The following is a 21,505-nucleotide window of genomic DNA, read 5'->3' on the forward strand; positions in this document are numbered from 1 at the left end:
TCCAAGGATCAATCATTGTATCATATCATCAGGAGTGATCTTACATGTACTTCAATCTACCTCATGCAGCCGGAAGACAACGCGGATGGAACTGATGCACAAGCTCGGTTCCCACGTTGTCTTTCGGTTTTTTCTAAGTTTGGGTGTCTCCGTTATTGGCGGGTTACTATTTACAGTGATCCACACTCCTATTCCTTGGCTTCTTGGCCCGATGATTTTTATGCTGGTTGGTTCACAGATTGCCAAGCTGCCGCTCATGTGGCCCGCTTCCATTCGGGACTATGGTATTCTAATCGTGGGTTACTCCATCGGATTAACACTGACGAGAGAAGCACTGCAAGGCATTCTGCACCAGTTACCTATGATGTTGCTCATGACCCTGCTCTTAATCGGATTATGTACATTGACCGCCTATGTTGCTTCAAAGCTGACAGACTTTGACTTTCCCTCCCTGCTGGTTGGCAGCATTCCTGGTGGGCTGTCGCAGATGGTCTCCCTTGCGGATGAGATGAAATCCATCAATCTGACGCTCGTTACTTTTTTGCAGGTCACGCGCCTGATCATGATTGTATTCTGTGTTCCGTTCCTGCTGTTTAGTCCATGGATCGGCGGAACGACAGGTGGAGGCTTGCACCAACCAATGATCGAGACAGCAACTTGGGCAACACTCTTTCCCGAAATCTTGCTCTATGCCCCGCTCTGTGTCGCTGGTGCGTGGATTGCACGCAAGCTTCGGTTTCCGACAGCGTTTATGCTTGGGCCCATGATCGTCATGTGTGTTATTCAATTAAGCACAACAATGCACACACCCAATCTGCCGTCGTCCCTGCTTAACATTTCGCAATTGATGATTGGCAGCCATGTGGGTCTGATGCTTCGTCCTCAGCAGCTGCAACGCAAAATGCAAACCATAACACTCGCAATCACGAGCAGTGTTCTCCTCATTGCAGGTTCGCTTGGCTTGAGCTATATATTAATGAAGATGTTCTCCCTCTCCGCGGCTACATCATTGCTGAGCATGGCACCTGGCGGAATGGACCAAATGAGTATCATGGCTCATGAAGTCAATGCCAACCTATCGGTGGTGTCCGGATATCAGTTGTTTCGCATCTTATTTATTTTCTTTATCGTCTCTTCGCTCCTTAAGATAATTCTCATGCATATGTTGAGGAAAAAAGTAATGAGCACCCACTCTTCGGTCACGTAAAATAGGAAGTGGACATACCAAAAAGAGTATCCGACTGATTTCCAGCGTACGGATACTCTCTTTTATGTGTTTGCTCATTTTATGAATAGACCCGACAGTCACGCTGAACTCGGGGCAGTTTCCTGCTCCAGCCAGCTCAAACGTTCAAACGCCTCCTGGTCCGTGCTGCCACACATCTCTTCCGAGGCCTGTAATCCGCTGCATACAGTGGGGCGTTCTTTCTGACCAAAGATTCCGCAGCGATTGTCCTCCGTCAGCTGTACACAACGCACACCTGCGGGCTTGCCGTTAGCCATCCCGGGTATCGGCGATGAGATCGAAATTGCGATACAGCATGCGGCACAGCCTGTCCTGCATTCCATAATTATTGTCCTCCTTCCATAACTGACATTTAACCTGATCCACGATTCACCCACGTCCATGTTCGCGCCAAACCTTGTGCGATTCTCCGATTCATGGTTCCATTCGAGAAATATCCACCATGACTCAACGGATTCCAGCTCCCAATTACACCGCCAGAGTTAATTTCCACGTCTTCGTTGACCGCTGCCTCATAGGCAGGATCAATAGGGCGCAGCGGGTAACCCAGAATATCATCCCGATCATAAAAGTTAATCCATTCCCCTTTCAGCCCAGGAAAGTACTGCCCTGCCAGTGGTGAAGGCACCTGAATCGGCCGGCTAAAATCATGATACCGTAAGCTCCATAATGGCAACGTCGTTCCAAAGGAATAAAAGTTCGTTAAGGTATCTCCCCGTTCCAATGCGGAAGTAACATCCACGATGGAAGGTGTACGAGTAGACGGATATTGCAGATCATAGAAAAAATTACTTGCAATCACCGCGCCCAAACTATGTGCAATGATACAGAGTGGAGCTTCTGGCCCATTCCGCTGTGCAAGTGCGTGCATCGCCCGATTCAGCGAATAATGTACCGCATCATAGTTATGCCCTTGATTTTCCACAGGTTGATACGCGACGGCATCCGCCAGATAATGTATTACAAATCGACGTAACACTTGATAGTTCAATCCTTGAGAGCTGACAAGCTGCTGAAACAGCGCCTCTTCCCGATCCTCAAATACGTCAGCCCAAAATACAGGCTCAATATCCAGCATCTGTTTGGCTGCTCCCGGCAACACCATAACTTGATCCAATTCCTTATGCAAACGCGAAATCAGTGTATCCGCATAATTTTCCTTTTGCATACCCAGACCATGAATGACCATTACCGCAACACGAGTCATGGCTCTCCCCCTCCGTCCATTGACTAGCCACTCTCTTTGAACCATATGAACTTCTCAACCTGAACATGCATAGTCCTGATGAACAAGCTTTCCGATCGCTGTGAACATGAGATTTTGCCACATGTATCCTAGATACAGTTTACCACGATATAAATAAAAAAAACGACCTGCATCAAGGTCACCCCACACAAATTGACATGCGTTCAGCTTGATCTCGGTCTCAGGATGAAAAAAGAAGCTGCGAATATCGCAGCTCCCCATTTGTTCGTATACTTAACCTTTCAAATGAACCTTAAGCACACCGTTCTGATTGGATGTAACATCACCTGTAGTGACCTCCACCCGATCAACCATGTCCTGACCATCCGGAATAATGATTGGCGTAATGAGCGGATATCCCGCAGCTTCAATCACTTTACGGTCGAATTCAAGCAACGTTTGCCCAGCTCTTACCTTCTCTCCAGTTTCAACATGCATGTTAAAACCTTCGCCTTTGAGCGATACCGTATTAATCCCGACATGAATCAGAATCTGCAAACCACTCGCGTGCTCAAGAATGACTGCATGTTTGCTCTTGATGACATGGGCAACCTGAGCATCAAACGGGGCAACGACCTGATTGCCAGAAGGTTCAATGGCAACCCCTTCACCCATTTGTTTCTCTGCAAACGCTGGATCAGGTACTTGTTCAAGCGGAACCGCTTTACCTGTTAATGGTGCCATGATTTCCAGTGTATTCACAGGCTCATCCGCCACCTGAGCAGCACTACGTGTGCGTGGCTCTGCAACTGTATTTGTTGTAGTTGTGCTAGAAGTGGATTTCGCTGAAGGTGTTTGACCACCAGCTACAGTAGCTTGATCTGCGTTGCGGTCTTCTTTTTTCAACTTCGCTCTTCCAAAAAGAACAGTCAGCACGAACGGAACAACTAATACAATCGCCATACCGATGAAGAATACTCCCCATTTATTCGGGAAAATGGACAGGAATCCAGGTACGCCACCTACACCGATAGAGGTGGCCTGAACATTATTCATCGTAAGCAGTACACCGCCGATCGCAGAACCGACCATACCGAAGATAAACGGGTAACGATAACGGATATTCACCCCGAAGATCGCCGGCTCGGTTACGCCGAGGAAGGCGGAGACGGATGAAGTTGCAGCCAGTCCTCTCATTTTCTTCTCACGAAGCACAAGCATCATGGCAAGTGCGGCTGAACCTTGCGCGATATTGGACAGCGCCAGCATCGGCCACAGGAACGTTCCGCCCTGGCTACCAATCAGCTGTACGTCGACCGCCAGGAACGTATGGTGCATCCCTGTAATAACGAGCAATGCGTACAGTCCACCATAGATCAGACCCCCCAGAGCCGCGTATGAATCGTAAATATAGATCAAGCCGGATGTAATTCCATTCGCAATGGCAAATGTAACCGGACCAATGATTGTAAATGCCAGGAACCCTGTAATCAATAAAGTGACAGGTGCAACGACCAGCAGTTTGATCGAATCATGCACCCTTTTGTTCAGGAAAATCTCCAGCTTGGCAAGCAGATAGGCTGATACCAATACCGGCAGAACCTGCCCCTGATAACCGATCTTCTCAATATGCCAACCGAACAGATTCCACGTAGGCACGGTGCCTTCGTTGACTGCATTGGCATAGCCATAAGCACTCAGTAGGTCGGGATGAACCAGGATCAGACCAAGTACAATCCCGAGCAACGGACTGCCGCCGAACCTTGTTACAGCGGACCAACCAATTAACGCAGGCAGGAAGGTAAAGGCTGTGCTCGCGATGGTATTAATAATAGATGCGAGATCCTTCCATGCTGGATATACATCCACCAGTGATTTTCCATCAAAGAATATGCCTGGCCCTGTCAGAATGTTATTAATACCGAGCAAGAGACCGGCTGTGATGATGGCTGGCAGGATCGGGATGAAGATGTCAGATAGCGTTTTGATCGCACGCTGAATCGGGTTTTGCTTTTTACCCGCAACAGCCTTCACGTCATCCTTGGAAGCACGTTCGCCCCCGGTAATCTGAATCATTTCATCATACACTTTATCCACAAGCCCAGGTCCAATGACTACCTGAAATTGTCCTTGAGAGGAGAACTGGCCTTTGACCAGATCGTTCTGTTCCAGACTTTCCGTATCTACTTTACTTTCGTCGTACAGGGCAAAACGGAGGCGTGTGACACAATGCGTTGCAGCTTCAATATTTTCTTTGCCGCCGACCGCGCGTACGATCTCCTCAACCTGTTTTTTATCAATTGCCATATTGTCACTTCCCATTTATATAATGTGAATTAGTCCTGTTGCGGTACAAGCCACATATAGGATGAATACGGGCTCAGGGAGATTTCTTGCTCGAGTGCAGGCGATACCTCCGTATTTCCAATCAGCAGCTCTGCTGATTTACCTGCAATGTGGTCATTCCAGACGGCTTCAGAGAAAGCAAATTTTACGTCCCGCTTGCTGAAGTTCGATACCACTAGCAGCGTTTCGCTTCCATTGGTCCGCGCGTATGCGAATACATCCGGATGTGCATCGTCCAAACGTTCATACAGACCGTCGGTCAGCACACCAACCTGTTTGCGAAGAGCAATCAGCTTGCGATAGTGATAATAGATCGAATTCGGGTCAGCCATCTGCTGAGCCACATGAATCGACGGATATCGTTCATCCACTTTGATCCACGGTGTACCCGTTGTAAATCCGGCATTCTCGCTTCCATCCCATTGCATCGGTGTCCGGGAATTGTCTCGGGAACGCTCTTTCACAATTTGGAATGCTTCCTCCGCGGATTTGCCCCGTTCTTCCTGAAGCAGTCGATACATATTGGTCGATTCAATATCACGGAACTCGCTAACGTCGTTCCAGACTGGATTCGGCATCCCGATCTCTTCGCCTTGGTATACGTAAGGTGTTCCCTGCATGCCATGAATGGTCGTAGCGAGCATTTTGGCACTCTCAGCACGATAATCGCCATCATCTGCGAAACGAGACAACGCCCGCGGTTGATCATGGTTATTCAGGAACAACGCATTCCATCCGCCACCTGCCTGCATACCTGTCTGCCACTCACTAAATAACTGTTTCATCGCTTCAAAATCGTAAGGCATCAGTTCCCACTTCTGTCCATTCGGATAATCCACTTTCAGATGGTGGAAGTTAAACGTCATCGAGAATTCCCGGGAAGCAGGGTTTGAATATTTAATGCAGTGCTCCAGCGTAGTCGAGGACATCTCCCCAACCGTTACCATATTGTGTGGTCCAAATACCTCTTCATACATCTCTGTAATGTATTCATGCACACGTGGTCCATCGGTATAGAACTTACGTCCGTCGCCTGGGGAAACGCTACCATCATCGTCGGGGAAACGCTGGTCCTTGGAGATCAGATTGATGACGTCCATACGGAAACCATCCACACCCTTCTCCGCCCAGAACTTGATCATGTCCCGTACTGCCTTGCGTACTTGCTCGTTCTCCCAATTCAAATCAGCCTGTGTTTTGTCAAACAACGTTAGGAAATATTGTCCTGTCTGCTCATCATACTGCCAAGCAGGTCCGCCGAACTTGGATTGCCAGTTATTCGGCACACCGCCGTCCGGAGCAGGGTCCTTCCAAATATAATAATCGCGGTATGGGTTATCCTTGGAAGAACGCGATTGCTGGAACCACTCATGATCCGTAGAAGAGTGATTCACCACAATATCAATCATCAGCTTCATGTCACGTGCCTTCAGACCTTTAAGCAGTTCGTCAAAATCCTCCATCGTACCAAAATCAGGATTAATCCGATAATAGTCCGCTACGTCATAACCGTTATCATGCTGTGGAGAGACATATACGGGCTGCAGCCACACGATATCAATACCGAGATGTTGCAAGTAATCCAGCTTTTCGGTCAATCCCCGAATGTCTCCGGTGCCCGATCCAGTTGTATCGTTGAAACTCTTGGGATATACCTGATACACCGTGGAAGTTTTCCACCACGATGATGAAGTTGTGTTGGTTGAACTCATGTTAACGCCTCCAATAAATTGTATTGCTTATGTGGTTCTCTTGGCCTAACTCCATTTATATATTACATAACTAAACATGTATATACAAGTTGAAACTTCAATATGCTATCTTTTTCCTCTTCTACACATTCCCCATTAATGATTCCTCTGTAACAATTATTTTGCTGCATGCGTTCGAGAACTCCATGATATCTGTATCTGAAACGAAAAAACCGTCTGTTACCCCATGATTTCATGCGGGTAAACAGACGGTTCAAATTTAAAGATAGGATCAGTTAAAAGTTCATACGAAGCCCTTTCACTTCCTGTTTATTACAGCATGTCCGTCGAAACCATTCCTTTTCCCTGTTCCATTTTGTTCAACTTCACCGAGGATATCGACGCTTGTTCTTCTCTCTCCAGCTCTTCGGCACTGATCTCGCCAGACAGTACAGCCCGCATGCGTTTTTGGTCCAGCAGCCCTTCCCACTTCGCCACGACAAATGCCGCAACACAGTTACCCATTAGATTCGTGAATACTCGCATGGTGTCCATGAAACGATCCGCACCGAGCAGTAAGGCAACAGCAGCTACCGGGAATGCATTCAGAGCCGCTGCTGTAGCAGACAAAGCAAGGAATGCGGAGCCAGGTACACCCGCCATTCCTTTGGAGCTAAGCATTAACACCAGTAAAATCGTAATCTCTTGTCCCAGTGTCAGATCAATGCCAACCGCCTGAGCCAGAAAAACGGTCGCCAGCGACAGGTAGATCGAGGCTCCGTCCAGATTGAAGGAGTACCCTGTTGGAACCACAAGGCCGACGACAGCACGATCACAGCCTGCTTTGGTCAGCTTGTCCATCATGCGAGGCATAACGACTTCCGAGGAGCCTGTACCAATCGCCAGCATCACTTCGGAACGTGTATATTTTACAAATTGCAAAAAGTTCAGTCCTGTAATCCACCAGGCAGCTAGTGCAAGCATCACCAGAAACAGTAACGCAGCTCCGTAACAGGCAATAATCAGCAAGCCGAAGGAGGACAGCGTGGATGCACCATATGCTCCAACAGTGTATGCCATGGCTCCGAATGCTCCAATCGGTGCCAGTTTCATAATGTACCCAATAATACGGAACAAGATACCCAGTACATTTTCAATTAGCGTCAGCACATTCTCCTTCGCCTTACTTTCAGTTGCTGCCAAGGCTACCCCGAACAAACAGGCAACGAGCAGCACTTGCAGCAATGCATTTTGTGCAAATGCATCTACAACACTTGTTGGAATAATATTCATGATAAAGTCGACGACATGCGGCAGTTCAGAGCCATTGGTTTTGGCTTCGATGCCACTTGCATCAAGGGTCGAGGGGTCCACGTTCATGCTTGCACCCGGACGAAGCAGGTTCGCTGTGCCGAGTCCAAGGACCAGCGCAACCGTCGTAGCGATTTCGAACCACAGAATGGCTTTAAACCCAATGCGTCCGACTGATTTCAGATCACCGATTTTGGCAATGCCTGTCACGATCACCATAAAGATTAATGGAGCAATGATCATTTTGATCAACTTGATGAAACCTGTTCCGAGCGGCTGCAGCAGACTGCCCAGATCAGGCCACAGAATGCCTACACCAATCCCGATGATAACCGCTACAATAATTTGAAAAAACAATGATTTCACAAATGACATGAACGCTCCCCCTGTTTTTCGGTCAATTCGGATTTCCGTTTGGTTTCCGTGTAATTTTTTATAACATTGCAACTTGAACCTCAACAATGGGATTTCAAGATTTTTGTCATTCGGACCAACTGAGGCGTGCTAAATTGAACTTGGAACCGAAAAAAGACGAATATCACGTCAATTATCTTGACGTGATATTCGTCTTTAGCTTTGTATTGCTTTTATGATTGAACAGTGATTAATAGAGCATTACAAGGTAAGAGATTGTCCCGGTGCCAGCACACGGCCTTCCAGACCTTTGGAAGCAAGCTGCTCCACAAACTTCTCGGCATCTTGACGAATCACCGGGAACGTATCATAATGCACTGGAATCGTCAGCTTGGCATTAAACCATTCAGCAGCCTGCAAAGCATCCTCCGGTCCCATGGTGAAATGTCCACCAATAGGCAATAGTGCTACGTCGATATCATGGCGATCACCAATCATTTTCATATCACCGAACAGACTAGTATCACCGGCATGCAAAATGGTTTTGCCACCAATATTAATAATGTATCCTGCAGGCAGCCCTGCGTACATGATCCGTTGTTCCTCTTCCAGCACGATCCCGGATGTATGGAAAGCCTGAATCATTTTGGCTTGCGCAAAACCAAGATCCACCGTTCCACCCATGTTCATGCCAAGAGTGTCCAGACCTTTCCAGGACATATATGTAGCCAGTTCCACAATCGCAACCACCTTGGCATTGTTGGCTTTGGCGATCGGTTCAGCATCCAAAATGTGATCCATATGTGCATGTGTCAGTAAAACGGCATCGGTCTTGATGTCTTCCGGTTTGGTGACAGCAAGTTCATTGCCACGCAGGAAAGGATCAATGATTAACGACTTTTCTTCTGTGCCCAGTTGTACACTGGAGTGTCCGTGGTAAGTAATATTCAGCAACTTGGTATCCTCCTGACATATGCGTTCCTTAGTTTGATTTTCAACCTATATTATAATTCAAAACTCTTCGCCAAAGCAAAATAACGCCTCATCGTTGCATTCGATAAACCCGTGCTTCATAAGGCTGAAGAAGAATCTCGCCCTTATCGGTGGAATATCGTTTACTGACATTGCTGATGACCATCTTGGCATTCTCCTCGTTCCACCCTTCAGGCCATTGCATCTCAGGCTCATGTTGCCGGAAATTCAGAATAACCAGCATCTGCTCATCATCCAGCGTCCGGGTATAGGCATAAATATCGGGATCATCGGGCAAAAGCAGCTCATATGCCCCATAGATGAGTACTTTATGTTGTTTGCGAAGAGCGATTAGTTTACGGTAATAATGCAAAATGGACTGGGGATCACGTTCGGCATCCTCCACATTAATCTCAGAATAGTTCGCATTCACCTGAATCCATGGCTCACCATCGGTAAATCCGGCATGTTTCGTATCATCCCACTGCATCGGTGTACGTGCATTATCACGACTCTTGCGCCAGATCGCTTGCATGACTTCATGTTTCGCTCGCCCCTGACCAATATGCTGCCGATAATAATTCATCGTTTCAATATCACGATAATCCTCAATATCAAGAAAAGCAACATTGGTCATGCCAATCTCTTCCCCTTGATAAATGTAGGGAGTACCTTCCAGGGTGAGCATCCACGTAGCCAGCATTTGGGCAGAGCGCACTCTGTACTTTCCATCATCACCGAAACGGGATACTGGGCGCGGCTGGTCATGATTGCCCATGTAATTGGCATTCCAGCCTCTGTTATGCAGTACGGTTTGCCAGCGGCTCATTATTTCTTTCAACTCGGGCAGCCTCCATTCCCGATAGTTCCATTTGCCGATTCCGGATGATTGAGCATCCACAAACATATGCTCAAACTGGAACACCATATTGAGCTCATTCCGATCTGTCCCAACATAGGCCAGCGCCTGTTCCGGTCCAAGCCCGGAAGTCTCCCCAACAGTCATTGGACCATAAGGCTTCAGGATCATGTCGTTAAGTTTGTTCAGAATCGAATGTACTTGCTCGAGGTTGGAAAAAAGCTGGTACGCAGGAACGACCGGCAGATTATCCGGATTATGTGCGCTGGGTAACCCCTCTGCCTTGGCGATATGGGCCACCGCATCGAAACGGAAACCATCCACACCTTTTTGCAACCACCAATGCACCATCTCATACATCTCTTCTGCCATCTGTGGATTGTTCCAATTCAGGTCAGGCTGGTGTTCAGTATAGAGATGCAAATAATATTCATTCGTCTCCGGATCATGCTTCCACACAGAACCCCCAAAGTAGGACTCCCAGTTGTTTGGAACCTGACCATTTTTACCTGAACGCCAAATATAATAATCCCGTTTCGGGTTCACTTTCGATGAACGTGACTCGGCAAACCACGCATGTTCATCCGACGTATGATTCAGTACCAGATCCATCATGATCTTGAGACCACGCTTGTGCGCTTCCGCCAGCAAACGGTCGAAATCCTCCATCGTGCCGTACTTACGTAAAATGGAGTAATAATCACGGATATCGTATCCGTTATCATGACCAGGTGAATCGTAAATAGGACAGATCCAGATTACATCCACGCCCAGATCAGTCAAATAATCGAGCTTATCATATATCCCCTGCAAGTCACCCTGACCGTCCCCATCGGAATCTTTGAAGCTGTTGGGATAGATCTGGTACACCACACTCTCTTTCCACCAAACGATATAGACCACCTCGCTTTCTTTACTCTTTACTATATAACCCGTTAGTATGTTTTATCCGAAATGCTCTTCTTATAAACAGAAAAGATCCATGAACACAAAAAGACCCGATCTTTGACCGCTATTCGCAGTTTATTTTCGAGTCTTTCTCTGTGAATATATGAATAAGGCAAACCCTATGTATCCAATCCAGGCACCCAACGTATTCAAAATAATGTCATCGACATCAAACGAACCAACACGGGTAATTAATTGCGTAATCTCAACAGCTAACAAAAGCAAGGCAACAATACCTGTAAAAGGTAAAAACTTTCGGCACATGCGGAATAACCATGGTATCCATATTCCAAGAGGTATGAATAAAACAATGTTCCCGAACAGATTCTTCACCCAAGCTTCCGTATGGTATCTGTTCTTTTCAAATAGTAAGGGCTTAATTGTCTCTAATGGTACCAGATTATATTGATAATTCACGCCAGGCGTCCTCCCGCTGACAAATAGCAAGTTGCCCATAATCAACGTGTACAGTACTGCCATGCAGGCAACGATAGCAAGCATCCACCTGGAGTGGAGCCACGAACGTTCGTTCATTGTCTGAATTCCTCCGACTTTTTTTCCCGCAGAGCGGTAGGTCTATTTTAAAGGGATACAGATCTTCATGTCCAGCTGCTCAGGCGTGGACTTCCGTATATCTGTCACCTCAAAATCCTGTCCTTCCCTTCGTTCATAGTTAGACTTCGGCCCAGTCTGCCTCATCCTTTATACCACATCGTTACCTAAACAGAACCTAAACTACAGCAGTGAAAATTTAGCTGGTTTTTATCCATTTGGTTAGCTTCTATTTAACTTGGGCAACTAGAATTTTAAATAAGCCAGTAATCAAAATATGCTCCTCGTCACCGAAGCTTCTTGTTGGATTTCTGGATCATTCGAAGAATTAACACAAGAGATAATAGAATTTACGGGAAGGAGGACGCATGGTCCTAACCATTTAAAAGCGCGCGTCGAAGGTGGGGTGAAATGAAAGGACTGGACGTTCGCATCCTCGGTATGAAACTCCGCAAAATTGTCGGCACTGTTACCAAAGACTTTGCGGGACTATATCTTGACTTAATCGAAGTTAAAATCATAAGAAAAATGAGCAAATTAAAAAATATTATTGGATAGTGGGAGTGTTTATCATGTCAATTAATAGGGACAAGATTCAAGAAACTTTGGACCCTGCCCTTCGGGTTCGTCCCCGCGTAGGATGGGGTGTTCTCACATATTTCCTATACAGCGCAGTCTTCTACGCGATCTTCTTGCTCAACGGCATTGATTACACGCGAGTGGGTGAGAGTGAGCGGACCCTTCTTCTCTGGTACATAGCACCGCTGTCCGGCGGTGCCGTGCTGACCATCACAATGGTCACGATCTACGGATGGTGGCGTCCTAGCCTGGTTGAACGGCGGCGTCTTTCTCGATCGACAATGACTCTCCCGATCATCATGATGGTCATCGCGATCGTGAACATGCTGATCGGTGATTTCACCCGTGTCACCCCCCTCATGTGGCTGTATCTCATTTTCGGCAGTATCATGGTCGGCTTCAATGAGGAGATGATCAATCGAGGTCAGTTAATGGTTGCTCTGCGCAGCCGATTCGGGGAAACCGGGGTCTGGCTGCTCTCAACAGCGATGTTCGCAGTCTTCCACCTGCCGAACATGTTTTTGGGCATTGGAGCGGGTGCCCTGTTCCAGGTAATGATCGCTTTTGGCCTCGGTTCGATCTTCTACCTCGCTCGGCGGTCTACCGGATCACTCGTGGCCTCCATATTCCTGCACGGGTTCTGGGACTTGAGCGTCTTCTCAGCGAATGGCGCATCGGCGTTACCCATCGCTGGTTTATTAGCTCCGTTGTTGGTGATCGCTGCAGTGATCACAGTTCCGATCATCCTTCGTCGTGAAAGGCGGCGTGATAGCAAACAAAGTGTGTCCCGACCAATCGGCTGATTCATACAAAAATCCCCTTGTGCAACAAGGAGTGATCTCTGACAAAGGTTTATGAACCCAACAGAGATCCACCTAGTGTACAAGGGGATTTAATTGTTAAACAATAATTATTTAACCTTTCCAGTGTCCGGAAACCGGATGAATGCCCCAGATATCAGTCGCATATTCACTAATAGTGCGATCACTGGAGAAAATGCCGGATTGAGCGGTATTTAGCACCGCCTTACGTGTCCAGCCCGCTACATCGCGGTATGCCAAATCAATGGCAGCATGCGCATCGGCGTAGGCAGCAAAGTCACGCAATACAAAGTACTCGTCACCATGGGCCAGCAAGGAATCATAGATATCCCAGAATTCACCATCACGCTCACAGAACGTTCCCGGATGTACCAGCTGCTCCACTACCTCCCTAATTCGTTCATCCTGCTGTACAATCTCATTTGGCCGATAACTGCCGGAGCGGTAATATTCAAGCACCTCGTCTGCACTCAGACCAAAGATAAACATATTGTCTTGACCAACCTGCTCTGCCATCTCCACATTCGCGCCGTCCATAGTACCAATGGTCAACGCACCGTTCATCATAAACTTCATGTTCCCCGTACCGGAGGCTTCCTTGCCTGCGGTTGAAATCTGTTCGCTAACGTCCGCAGCAGGTATAATTTTCTCGGCAAGAGAGACCGAGTAGTTTTCCAGGAAAAATACCTGTAGACGATCTTTCACGGCCGCATCGCGATTGACCGTATCTGCCACTGTGTTAATCAATTTGATAATTTTCTTGGCAAAATAATAACTTGGCGCGGCCTTTGCTCCAAAAATGAACGTACGTGGCACGATATCAAACGAAGCATCGCTCTTGAGACGGTTATACAAATGCATAACATGCAGAATGTTCAGCAGCTGCCGTTTGTACCCATGCAGCCTTTTCACCTGTACATCAAAGATGGAATCCGGATTGACAGCCTTCCCGGTATGATCCAGGATGTACGCGGCCAGTCGCTCCTTATTATTACGTTTAATGGAATGGAACTGCTGCTGGAATGAAGCATCGTCTGCAACGCCTACCAGCTCATTCAGTCTGCCCGGCTCCCTAATCCACTCACTTCCAATCGTATCTGTGATCAGATTCGACAGCTTCGGATTGGCATGCATCAGCCAGCGGCGATGGGTAATGCCATTCGTTTTGTTATTGAAGCGCTCCGGATAGAGTGCATAGAACGGAGCCATTTCCCGTTCCTTCAATATTTCGGTATGCAATGCCGCAACACCGTTAACGCTATGACTGCCCACAATGGCCAGATGAGCCATCCGCACCTGATCGTTCGCAACAATCGCCAGATGCTGGATACGATCCTGGTCTCCGGGATAACGTTCAAGCAGCATGCCGCAGAAACGTTTGTTGATCTCTTCAATAATCATGTAAATGCGTGGCAGCAGCTTGCTGATCATGGCCACAGGCCATTTTTCAAGCGCCTCACTTAACGTTGTATGGTTGGTATACGATACGGTGCGGGTTGTAATATCCCACGCTTCATCCCATCCGTAGCCTTTGACATCAATCAGAATGCGCATCAGTTCGGGAATCACGAGTGTTGGATGCGTATCGTTAATATGGAACGCCACTTTATCCGGCAATCGATCATACGAAAGATCAAGCTTGTTAAATGTACGCAAAGCACTCTGTACGCCTGCCGAACACATGAAATATTGCTGTTTCAGACGAAGCAGCTTGCCCTCGTATTGGGAATCATCCGGGTACAAAAACTCCGAGATCGATTCTACCGAACGGCTGTAATCCAGATATCCGTAATAGTTCGAAGGGGTATCGAGTGAAGTCTCACGCTTGGGCTCCGCACTCCACAATCGCAAGGTATTTACATGGGGTTGGCCATAACCAATCACAGGCACATCATAAGGAACAGCTACAACCGATTCGGCATCCTTCGTGACAAATTGGTAATGTCCATCCTGTTCATAGGCTTCCACACGGCCCCAGAACTGCACTTCCACCTTTTTGTCCGGACGGCGCACTTCCCATTCATTGCCCTTCTCGAGCCAATTATCGGGTAATTCCACCTGATTGCCATTAATAATTTTTTGCTCAAACAAGCCATATTTATAACGGATTCCGCATCCATGTCCTGCATAGCCGAGGGAAGCCAGTGAATCCAGAAAACAGGCTGCGAGTCTTCCCAGACCTCCGTTGCCGAGCCCTGCATCCGCCTCCTGCTCTTCCACTTCTTCCAAAGAGAAGCCCAGTTCAGCCAGACTGTCTCGGACGAGTTCCAATTCATTCACATTTAACAGGTTGTTGCCGAGCAGACGTCCAATCAGGAATTCCAGCGAGAAGTAATAGACCTGTTTATCCTGGCGCTGCTTAAACCCCTGATTCGACGCCGCCCAATCTTGACCCGCGTATTCGCGAATCATGCTTCCAAGTACGTGATAGACATCCTCTTGCGTTGCTTCTGCTAGTGGTTTGCCCAATTTGCTAACCAGATTGCGTCTAAAAATACTCTTGAACGTTTCCTTGTTGTCAAACAAAAGAAGGTTCCTCCCGGTGAAATCCTGTAGGGTGGTAGCGGTTCATACACTCAAGTGCTCAATGTTCTGCAAAGTGGCCGTTACGGGTACGAATCGTTCTTTCGATCGCTGTTATCCCTGTATTTTCTTTATTCTATTATTCAGATGTGAAAATACAGTGATAAAGGCGAACGCTACGCTTCTTCAGAATCGATTTCGTTCCCTCCACTACGTTTGCACGTTGGCAAGCACAATCGAAGTTGCATTTCAACTTTCGCTCATGAACCTTAAATCCATCCTACAGGATTTTTATTTTATATATATTTATAGATGATATCGGTTAAGTGTTGGTATTAGATAATAGTACTCTTCGCCAGAATATACGGGTTCGACGGGTCGCCGATCAGCGTCTGGCCACCACTTAACTTTACATCTTTGTCGAGAATGACGTTCTCCAGAACGGCGCCTTCTCCGATGTAGCATTTCTGCATAATAATGGAACCTTTAATTTTGGCACCTTTCGCCACATGCACCCCACGGAACAGGATGCTGTCTTCAACTTCTCCGCCCACAATACAGCCATTCGCGAGCAAGGAATGTTTCACCTCAGCAGTGTCCAGGTATTTGGCTGGAGCCTCGTATTTAATCTTGGTTTGAACAGGCTGTTCCTTGAACAGCTGCTCATACAATCCGCTATTCAACAATTCAAGACTGTTGCGGTAATAGCTATCGATCGAATTGATCACGGCGTGATAGCCATCATAGGCATACGCCGCAATGTTCAAGCCATCCGGGTTTTTCTGAATTACATCACGGAAGAAATGGCTTTCGCCATGAGCGATGCAGCGCTGCACCTGGCGCAGGAACAATTCTTTTTCCATAATGAAAATTTCTGTATATATATTCGGGTGATCGGTGCTTTGGTGAATGTCCACCACATTACCGTTCCCGTCATCTTCAACTTTGACACAGGCGTCATGCTCAGGCAGCAGTTGATCCACTTTTTTGCAGACCAGCGTTACATCCGCGCCTTTGCTTATATGGTACCTGTATACATCCTGCAGATCTGCTTTGGTTACATGCCGACTACCTGCGTGGACTACATATTGCCCTGAACCCCGGCGGAAGAAATCGAGATTATTGTGAAAATGCTGCAAATCCCCTTGTGACGTATCGGTTGGATCGTTCCAGTCTGGTGGTAAAATAAACATACCGCCATGCTTGCGATCCAGATCCCAAGGCTTACCGTCTCCCAGATGATCCATGAGTGAACGGTACTTACGACGCACAAATACACCGATACTCTCAATGCCAGCATTCATCATATTGGATAATACAAAATCAATCAGACGGTAACGCCCGGCATAAGGCACCGCGGCTCCACAGCGAAAGTACGTCAATTCCTTCAATTCCTCAAGCTCATGGTCAAGGTTAATAACTCCGATCAATGGTTTCATCGCATGCACCGTCCTTTGGGGTTTAGATTAGGCTTTGCTTGTCATTCCCTCGAGAAGCTGACGTTCCAGTTCTTCCTGATCGACTAGCAATATATCACTTTCATCCTCAGGGGCGGGCGACAGATGTACTCCATCCGGGATCACCAATCCTTCGGCAATAATAGCTTTGTGAATGCGTACATTTTGACCGATCTTCACTTTTGGCATGATCACTGAATCGGTTACGGAACTGTTCTCTCCCACCTCAATACCGTAGAACAACACCGAGTGTTTAACCTCACCATGTACCACACTGCCTTCACTGATGATGCAATTCCGCACCTTCGCCGATGGAGAAATATATTGCGCAGGCTGATTTGGATTCCGGGTATAGATACGCCAATCCGGATCGTTCAGATTAAACGGCGTTTCTTCATCCAACAGGTCCATATTGGATTCCCACAGACTGTGGATTGTACCGACGTCTTTCCAATACCCTTCAAACGGATAAGCGTATAGTGATTTTTCATTTTCAAGCAGCAAGGGAATGATATCTTTGCCAAAATCATAGGAGGTGGATGCCTGCTGTTCGTCCTGGATCAGGAAGCGTTTCAGCACATCCCACTTGAAGAGATAGATACCCATGGAAGCAAGCGTGCTCTTGGGTTCAGGAGGTTTTTCTTCGAATTCATAGATGCGATAATCATCGTGGGTGTTGAGCAACCCGAACCGGCTGGCTTCTTCCAACGGAACGTCAATGACCGATATGGTGCAATCTGCATCCTTTTCTTTATGATATTGAAGCATCTTCTCGTAATCCATTTTATAGATATGATCCCCTGACAAGATGAGCACATGCTCAGGATCGAATTGTTCGATAAAATTCAGGTTACGGTAGATCGCATCCGCCGTACCGCGGTACCAGTTACTACCATCTTCACGTTCATGAGGAGGAAGTACATATACCCCGCCATTTTTGCGGTCCAGATCCCAATCACTGCCAATGCCGATATAGGAGTGCAGCACCAGAGGTTCGTATTGGGTTAATACACCGACCGTGTCGATGCCAGAATTGGAGCAATTACTTAGAGGAAAATCAATGATGCGGTAGGTTCCGCCAAAATAAACAGCAGGCTTGGCCAGTGATTTGGTCAGTCCCTTTAATCTTTTGCCTTGCCCTCCAGCGAGCAGCATCGCTACAACTTCTTTTTTTGCCATCATTACAGCCTCCTCCATGTGCATTCGTTCTAAATCATTTCAGAGCCCATAATCCGATATGCTGTTGTGTGGACACTTTTGTCATGATTAGGAGCATGCTGTACAGACTGTGTTACTTAGAATTGCGCCGAACGTTGTTCTTTGTAATGTCTGAAAGTAGATGATACGTGCAGAACTGCCTGTACTTGTTGTGTAGAGGTGATAGGTGGATGTAAAAATTAAGGTGTACCCCGTGAGAAATGCAATACACTACTCCTATATAACATTAAACACGAAACGGGCTGAGGAATCTTGCTGGAAAACTTCGACAAAAGTTTAAGTGGATATCACTCCTTCCTTTATGCCGCTGTTATTAAATATTGTATTCGCTGATGGGTCTGCAAAATCCTTTTGGAAAACTTTTGGGGATTTAATTATCGCTCAATATTCGCCAGCTAACCTGCTCCTTCGAAAGCAACATAGCGCTCACTGTATTCACAAGTAAAGAAAAAAACGCAGAAACCAATTTCATGGTTTCTGCGCTCCAGTAATTACGGACACGATACTCTCTCGCAGCTGATCTTCATTTTTCGTTTGATACGGATCGGCATTGAAAATAATAGCATCCGCAATATAGCCTTCTGCAATCTGTCCCAATTCGTTGCCACGCCCCAAAATCTCAGCAGCATTGGTCGTCGCAGATTGCCACGCCTCTGCCCGGGTCAAGCCATAATCGATCAGTGTATCCAACTCTTGCAAATTATAGCCATGAAGTGAAGGTGTGGCGTAATCGGTACCGAAACCGAAACGGACTCCTGCTCTTTTGGCATATCCGATGGCTGTAGAATGAGCTTCAGCAGCGCGCGCTGCACGATCACTGATAACAATAGGCAACGCCAGAACGCCTTTTGGATCTGCGGCAATACGATATATCGATGTGGTAGGGACAAAGGCCGTTCGAGACTCGGCAAGTCTGCCGGCCTGATCCTCAGTTAAGAACATGCCATGCTCCACAGACTCCACTCCTGCCTGAATGGACCAGTCTACCGTCACGCCACCCCAGGCATGAACCAGTACCTTTTTATGGTGGGCATGCGCATAGCGAACGATGAACTCGAACTCTTCCTCCGAAAATACAGGATCGAGCACTTGTTCCGTAGGGGTTCCCAGTCCACCTGTAGCCATAATTTTAACCCATCCCGCGCCTGTATCAAAAATTCCGTTCAGCCGTTGTTCCAGATGCTTTACACCACGGGCATCTGCCGCTCCCAGCATTTCACTGCTGGTTTCAACTCTTAAGGGGTGTTGATAGTGCTGAGCGAGATGTCGAGCGGTGCTTGGTAACAATCCGCCCGCATCTCGCGCCGTGGTTACCCCCGTCTTGAGGGTAGCTGCAAAAGCTTGCGCCTGCATCACTTCTACCTCGTGGCTGTCCCGTTTCAATTGATCCGCATGGTCAAAGTCTGTCCAGGCCAGATGTGTATGAAGATCAATAACTCCGGGACTTATCCATTGATCTGTACCCGTAGACGATGAGCCATCATTCTGCGGCACGGATTCTGTAACAGATGCAAACCGTCCATTTTGAATGGAGACATCGAACCGTTTGCCTTCAATGCCTGCTATAAAGATATGTTTGAAGCTTTGCTCCTCCGATTTTACCTGGGTCATATTCATTCCCCCCAAACGAGACGAACAGCCTGAACGGCTTGCTCATGGTCCTGATTCAATAATGCTGCAATGGTCGCAACAGCTTCCTCCACACCTGCCAAGGACGCATTAACTCCAAAATGATTAATTCGCAGAAGCTGACCAAAAAGTTCTCCATCCCCCGGAGCAACGATGCCGATCGGCTGATCGATATGCAACTTCTTCTCCCCGGAGATTCGAACTGTCGTAGTCAGTGTCGAATATGTTCTGTTATCTTTTTGCCAAGGCTCCAGACCCAGGGCCTGAATTCCCGCTATAGCAGATAACGCAGCCTGTTCATGACGCTTGATTACCTGCTCCAATCCTTCAGACTCAATAGCTGTCAAAGCCAGAATCAGTGCTCTGGCTTCCAGCGTTGGAATGTTGGGAGGAACGCGGACCGGTGCAGACCCTTCGCCGGAGGGCTTTAGGTCAAGCAAAGACAGGATGGAGTTGCGCGGTGCATGCGCATTGGATTCGAGAAATTCCCATCCACGCGGTGAAATGCTTACTGCGCTGATGCCGTTAGGCCCGGCCAGAGCTTTTTGTGCACCCACTGCTACAAAATCAATGCCCCAGTCATCGACCAGCAGAGGCTCTCCCCCAATTGCTGAGACAGAGTCGCTCACTGTAATCAGGTTATGGGCACGCGCAATCTTTATAATTTCTTCTGTTGGATTCGACCCACCCGTAACCACTTCTGCTTGAACAAAGGATAGTGCGGACGGTTGATGCTTTTCAATCGCGGCAGCGACCTTCTCCACAGGTACAACTTCATCAAAAGGAACTTTGACTTCAATAACTGTTGCCCCTCCGCGTTCAAGCCACTGACCAAACAAACTGCCATATGGCCCTGTTACGACATTGACAATTGTACGACCCGGCGCAGATATTCCAGCTGCCACGGCCTCTATACCCAAGATAGCCTCTCCCGGAATGATCACCGGAGGATACTTTGTATTCAAAAGCCTGGAGAGCAATTGTGTAAGTGTATCGTACTCTGACAAGGTAAGGGGGATGTTTCCTTTATATTGTTGGCTCATATAAACCTCCTAAAGAACTTGATTTCGGCATCTTTGGAACTGCGGACAACAGCTCTCGGCTGTATGCCGTTTCAGGTCGTGTGAAGAATTGATCTTTGGGACTAATCTCCACCAGCTGACCCTGCCGCATGACTGCTACCGTATCGCTAATGGCATGGATAACTCCAAGATCATGAGAAATGAACAGTAGCGTAAGATTAAGTTCCCTCTTAAGTGAATTGAACAGATCGAGCACACTCCGCTGCACGGAAACATCAAGTGCACTTGTCGGCTCATCCGCAATCAGCAGACTCGGCTCTACGCTTAAAGCGCGTGCAATGGCGATACGTTGGCGCTGACCGCCGGAGAATTCATGCGGATACTTGTCCAGTGCCCTGCTTTCCAGCTGGACACGGGCCAGAAGCTCTCTCGATCTTTTCTCCACCTGTGAACGGTCTACAATGCGATGAAACAACAGCGCTTCAGCAAGAATCTGCCGAATGGAATGTTTGGGATTCAGTGAAGCATCCGGATTTTGGAAGATCATCTGTATGCTTTTATACTGCTCACGACTTCTCTTCTTCTTTAATTGCTGATCCCCCAGCAAAATCTGCCCCTCATCCGGCGTGATCAAACCGACAATGACTCGCGCAAGGGTAGATTTACCCGAACCGGACTCACCAACAAGACCAAGCGTGGTATGCCTCTGAAGATTTAGCGTGATATTGTCCAGCGCAGTAAAGTCACCATATTGAACCGTGACATTCCGGACTTGCAAAGAAAGTTCCATT

At 47.4% G+C, this 21,505-nt stretch carries 17 protein-coding genes; 3 read left to right on the forward strand and 14 right to left on the reverse strand.

All coding sequences use genetic code 11. The features are described from left to right. Positions 1–85 precede the first annotated feature (85 nt). The gene (locus ACR1R9_RS14470; RefSeq protein WP_433923341.1) at positions 86–1,207 is read left to right on the forward strand and encodes an AbrB family transcriptional regulator; all 1,122 of its coding nucleotides are present in this window, start codon (positions 86–88) and stop codon (positions 1,205–1,207) included. Positions 1,208–1,305: 98 nt separating this feature from the next. Here ACR1R9_RS14470 and ACR1R9_RS14475 read toward each other — a convergent pair whose 3' ends face one another. From ACR1R9_RS14475 to ACR1R9_RS14510, 8 genes are all read right to left on the reverse strand, one after another. Then, positions 1,306–1,569 carry a YkgJ family cysteine cluster protein gene (locus ACR1R9_RS14475; RefSeq protein ID WP_433923340.1) on the reverse strand — a complete coding sequence of 88 codons (264 nt, stop codon included), beginning with the start codon at positions 1,567–1,569 and terminating at the stop codon, positions 1,306–1,308. A gap of 29 nt (positions 1,570–1,598) precedes the next feature. Next, a complete protein-coding gene (locus ACR1R9_RS14480; RefSeq protein ID WP_433923339.1) occupies positions 1,599–2,453 on the reverse strand; it encodes a chemotaxis protein in 855 nt (284 codons plus the stop codon). A 273-nt stretch (positions 2,454–2,726) separates the two neighbouring features. Next, positions 2,727–4,739, reverse strand: coding sequence for a PTS system trehalose-specific EIIBC component (treP, locus tag ACR1R9_RS14485; protein WP_433923338.1), 2,013 nt, complete (start codon positions 4,737–4,739; stop codon positions 2,727–2,729). 29 nt (positions 4,740–4,768) lie between these two features. After that, positions 4,769–6,490: an alpha,alpha-phosphotrehalase gene (gene treC / locus ACR1R9_RS14490; RefSeq protein ID WP_079694494.1), complete on the reverse strand. Its 1,722-nt coding sequence runs from the start codon at positions 6,488–6,490 to the stop codon at positions 4,769–4,771. A 312-nt stretch (positions 6,491–6,802) separates the two neighbouring features. After that, on the reverse strand, positions 6,803–8,155 hold the full coding sequence (gene dctA, locus ACR1R9_RS14495) for a C4-dicarboxylate transporter DctA (protein WP_175382580.1): 1,353 nt from the start codon (positions 8,153–8,155) through the stop codon (positions 6,803–6,805). Between the two features lie 240 nt (positions 8,156–8,395). After that, positions 8,396–9,088 carry a metal-dependent hydrolase gene (locus ACR1R9_RS14500; protein WP_063563389.1) on the reverse strand — a complete coding sequence of 231 codons (693 nt, stop codon included), beginning with the start codon at positions 9,086–9,088 and terminating at the stop codon, positions 8,396–8,398. A gap of 88 nt (positions 9,089–9,176) precedes the next feature. Then, a complete protein-coding gene (locus ACR1R9_RS14505; RefSeq protein WP_433923337.1) occupies positions 9,177–10,868 on the reverse strand; it encodes a glycoside hydrolase family 13 protein in 1,692 nt (563 codons plus the stop codon). A gap of 120 nt (positions 10,869–10,988) precedes the next feature. Beyond that, positions 10,989–11,447 carry a VanZ family protein gene (locus tag ACR1R9_RS14510; protein ID WP_433923336.1) on the reverse strand — a complete coding sequence of 153 codons (459 nt, stop codon included), beginning with the start codon at positions 11,445–11,447 and terminating at the stop codon, positions 10,989–10,991. 429 nt (positions 11,448–11,876) lie between these two features. On the opposite strand from ACR1R9_RS14510, the gene ACR1R9_RS14515 reads away from it, so the two are divergent. Both ACR1R9_RS14515 and ACR1R9_RS14520 read left to right on the forward strand, forming a co-directional pair. After that, entirely contained in the window at positions 11,877–12,023 is a 147-nt protein-coding gene (locus tag ACR1R9_RS14515) for a hypothetical protein (protein WP_433923335.1), read from the forward strand. Positions 12,024–12,037: 14 nt separating this feature from the next. Continuing rightward, positions 12,038–12,847, forward strand: a complete 810-nt coding sequence (locus tag ACR1R9_RS14520) for a lysostaphin resistance A-like protein (RefSeq protein ID WP_433923334.1) — start codon at positions 12,038–12,040, stop codon at positions 12,845–12,847. A gap of 111 nt (positions 12,848–12,958) precedes the next feature. Here the strand turns inward: ACR1R9_RS14520 and ACR1R9_RS14525 are convergent, their stop codons facing one another. From ACR1R9_RS14525 to ACR1R9_RS14550, 6 genes are all read right to left on the reverse strand, one after another. Then, the gene (locus tag ACR1R9_RS14525; RefSeq protein WP_433923333.1) at positions 12,959–15,391 is read right to left on the reverse strand and encodes a glycogen/starch/alpha-glucan phosphorylase; all 2,433 of its coding nucleotides are present in this window, start codon (positions 15,389–15,391) and stop codon (positions 12,959–12,961) included. A gap of 332 nt (positions 15,392–15,723) precedes the next feature. After that, the gene (gene glgD, locus ACR1R9_RS14530; RefSeq protein ID WP_090896761.1) at positions 15,724–16,827 is read right to left on the reverse strand and encodes a glucose-1-phosphate adenylyltransferase subunit GlgD; all 1,104 of its coding nucleotides are present in this window, start codon (positions 16,825–16,827) and stop codon (positions 15,724–15,726) included. A 27-nt stretch (positions 16,828–16,854) separates the two neighbouring features. Beyond that, complete coding sequence (locus ACR1R9_RS14535) at positions 16,855–18,024, reverse strand: glucose-1-phosphate adenylyltransferase (RefSeq protein ID WP_064638873.1); 1,170 nt, start codon at positions 18,022–18,024, stop codon at positions 16,855–16,857. Between the two features lie 507 nt (positions 18,025–18,531). Beyond that, positions 18,532–19,674, reverse strand: coding sequence for an amidohydrolase family protein (locus ACR1R9_RS14540; RefSeq protein ID WP_433923332.1), 1,143 nt, complete (start codon positions 19,672–19,674; stop codon positions 18,532–18,534). A 2-nt stretch (positions 19,675–19,676) separates the two neighbouring features. Continuing rightward, positions 19,677–20,735, reverse strand: a complete 1,059-nt coding sequence (locus tag ACR1R9_RS14545; RefSeq protein ID WP_175381219.1) for a pyridoxal-phosphate-dependent aminotransferase family protein — start codon at positions 20,733–20,735, stop codon at positions 19,677–19,679. Then, positions 20,719–21,504, reverse strand: a complete 786-nt coding sequence (locus tag ACR1R9_RS14550) for an ABC transporter ATP-binding protein (protein ID WP_433923331.1) — start codon at positions 21,502–21,504, stop codon at positions 20,719–20,721. Before ACR1R9_RS14550 ends, ACR1R9_RS14545 begins: the two co-directional genes overlap by 17 nt. Position 21,505 lies beyond the last annotated feature (1 nt).

Source organism: Paenibacillus taichungensis (genome assembly GCF_050994985.1).
Taxonomy (GTDB): domain Bacteria; phylum Bacillota; class Bacilli; order Paenibacillales; family Paenibacillaceae; genus Paenibacillus; species Paenibacillus taichungensis.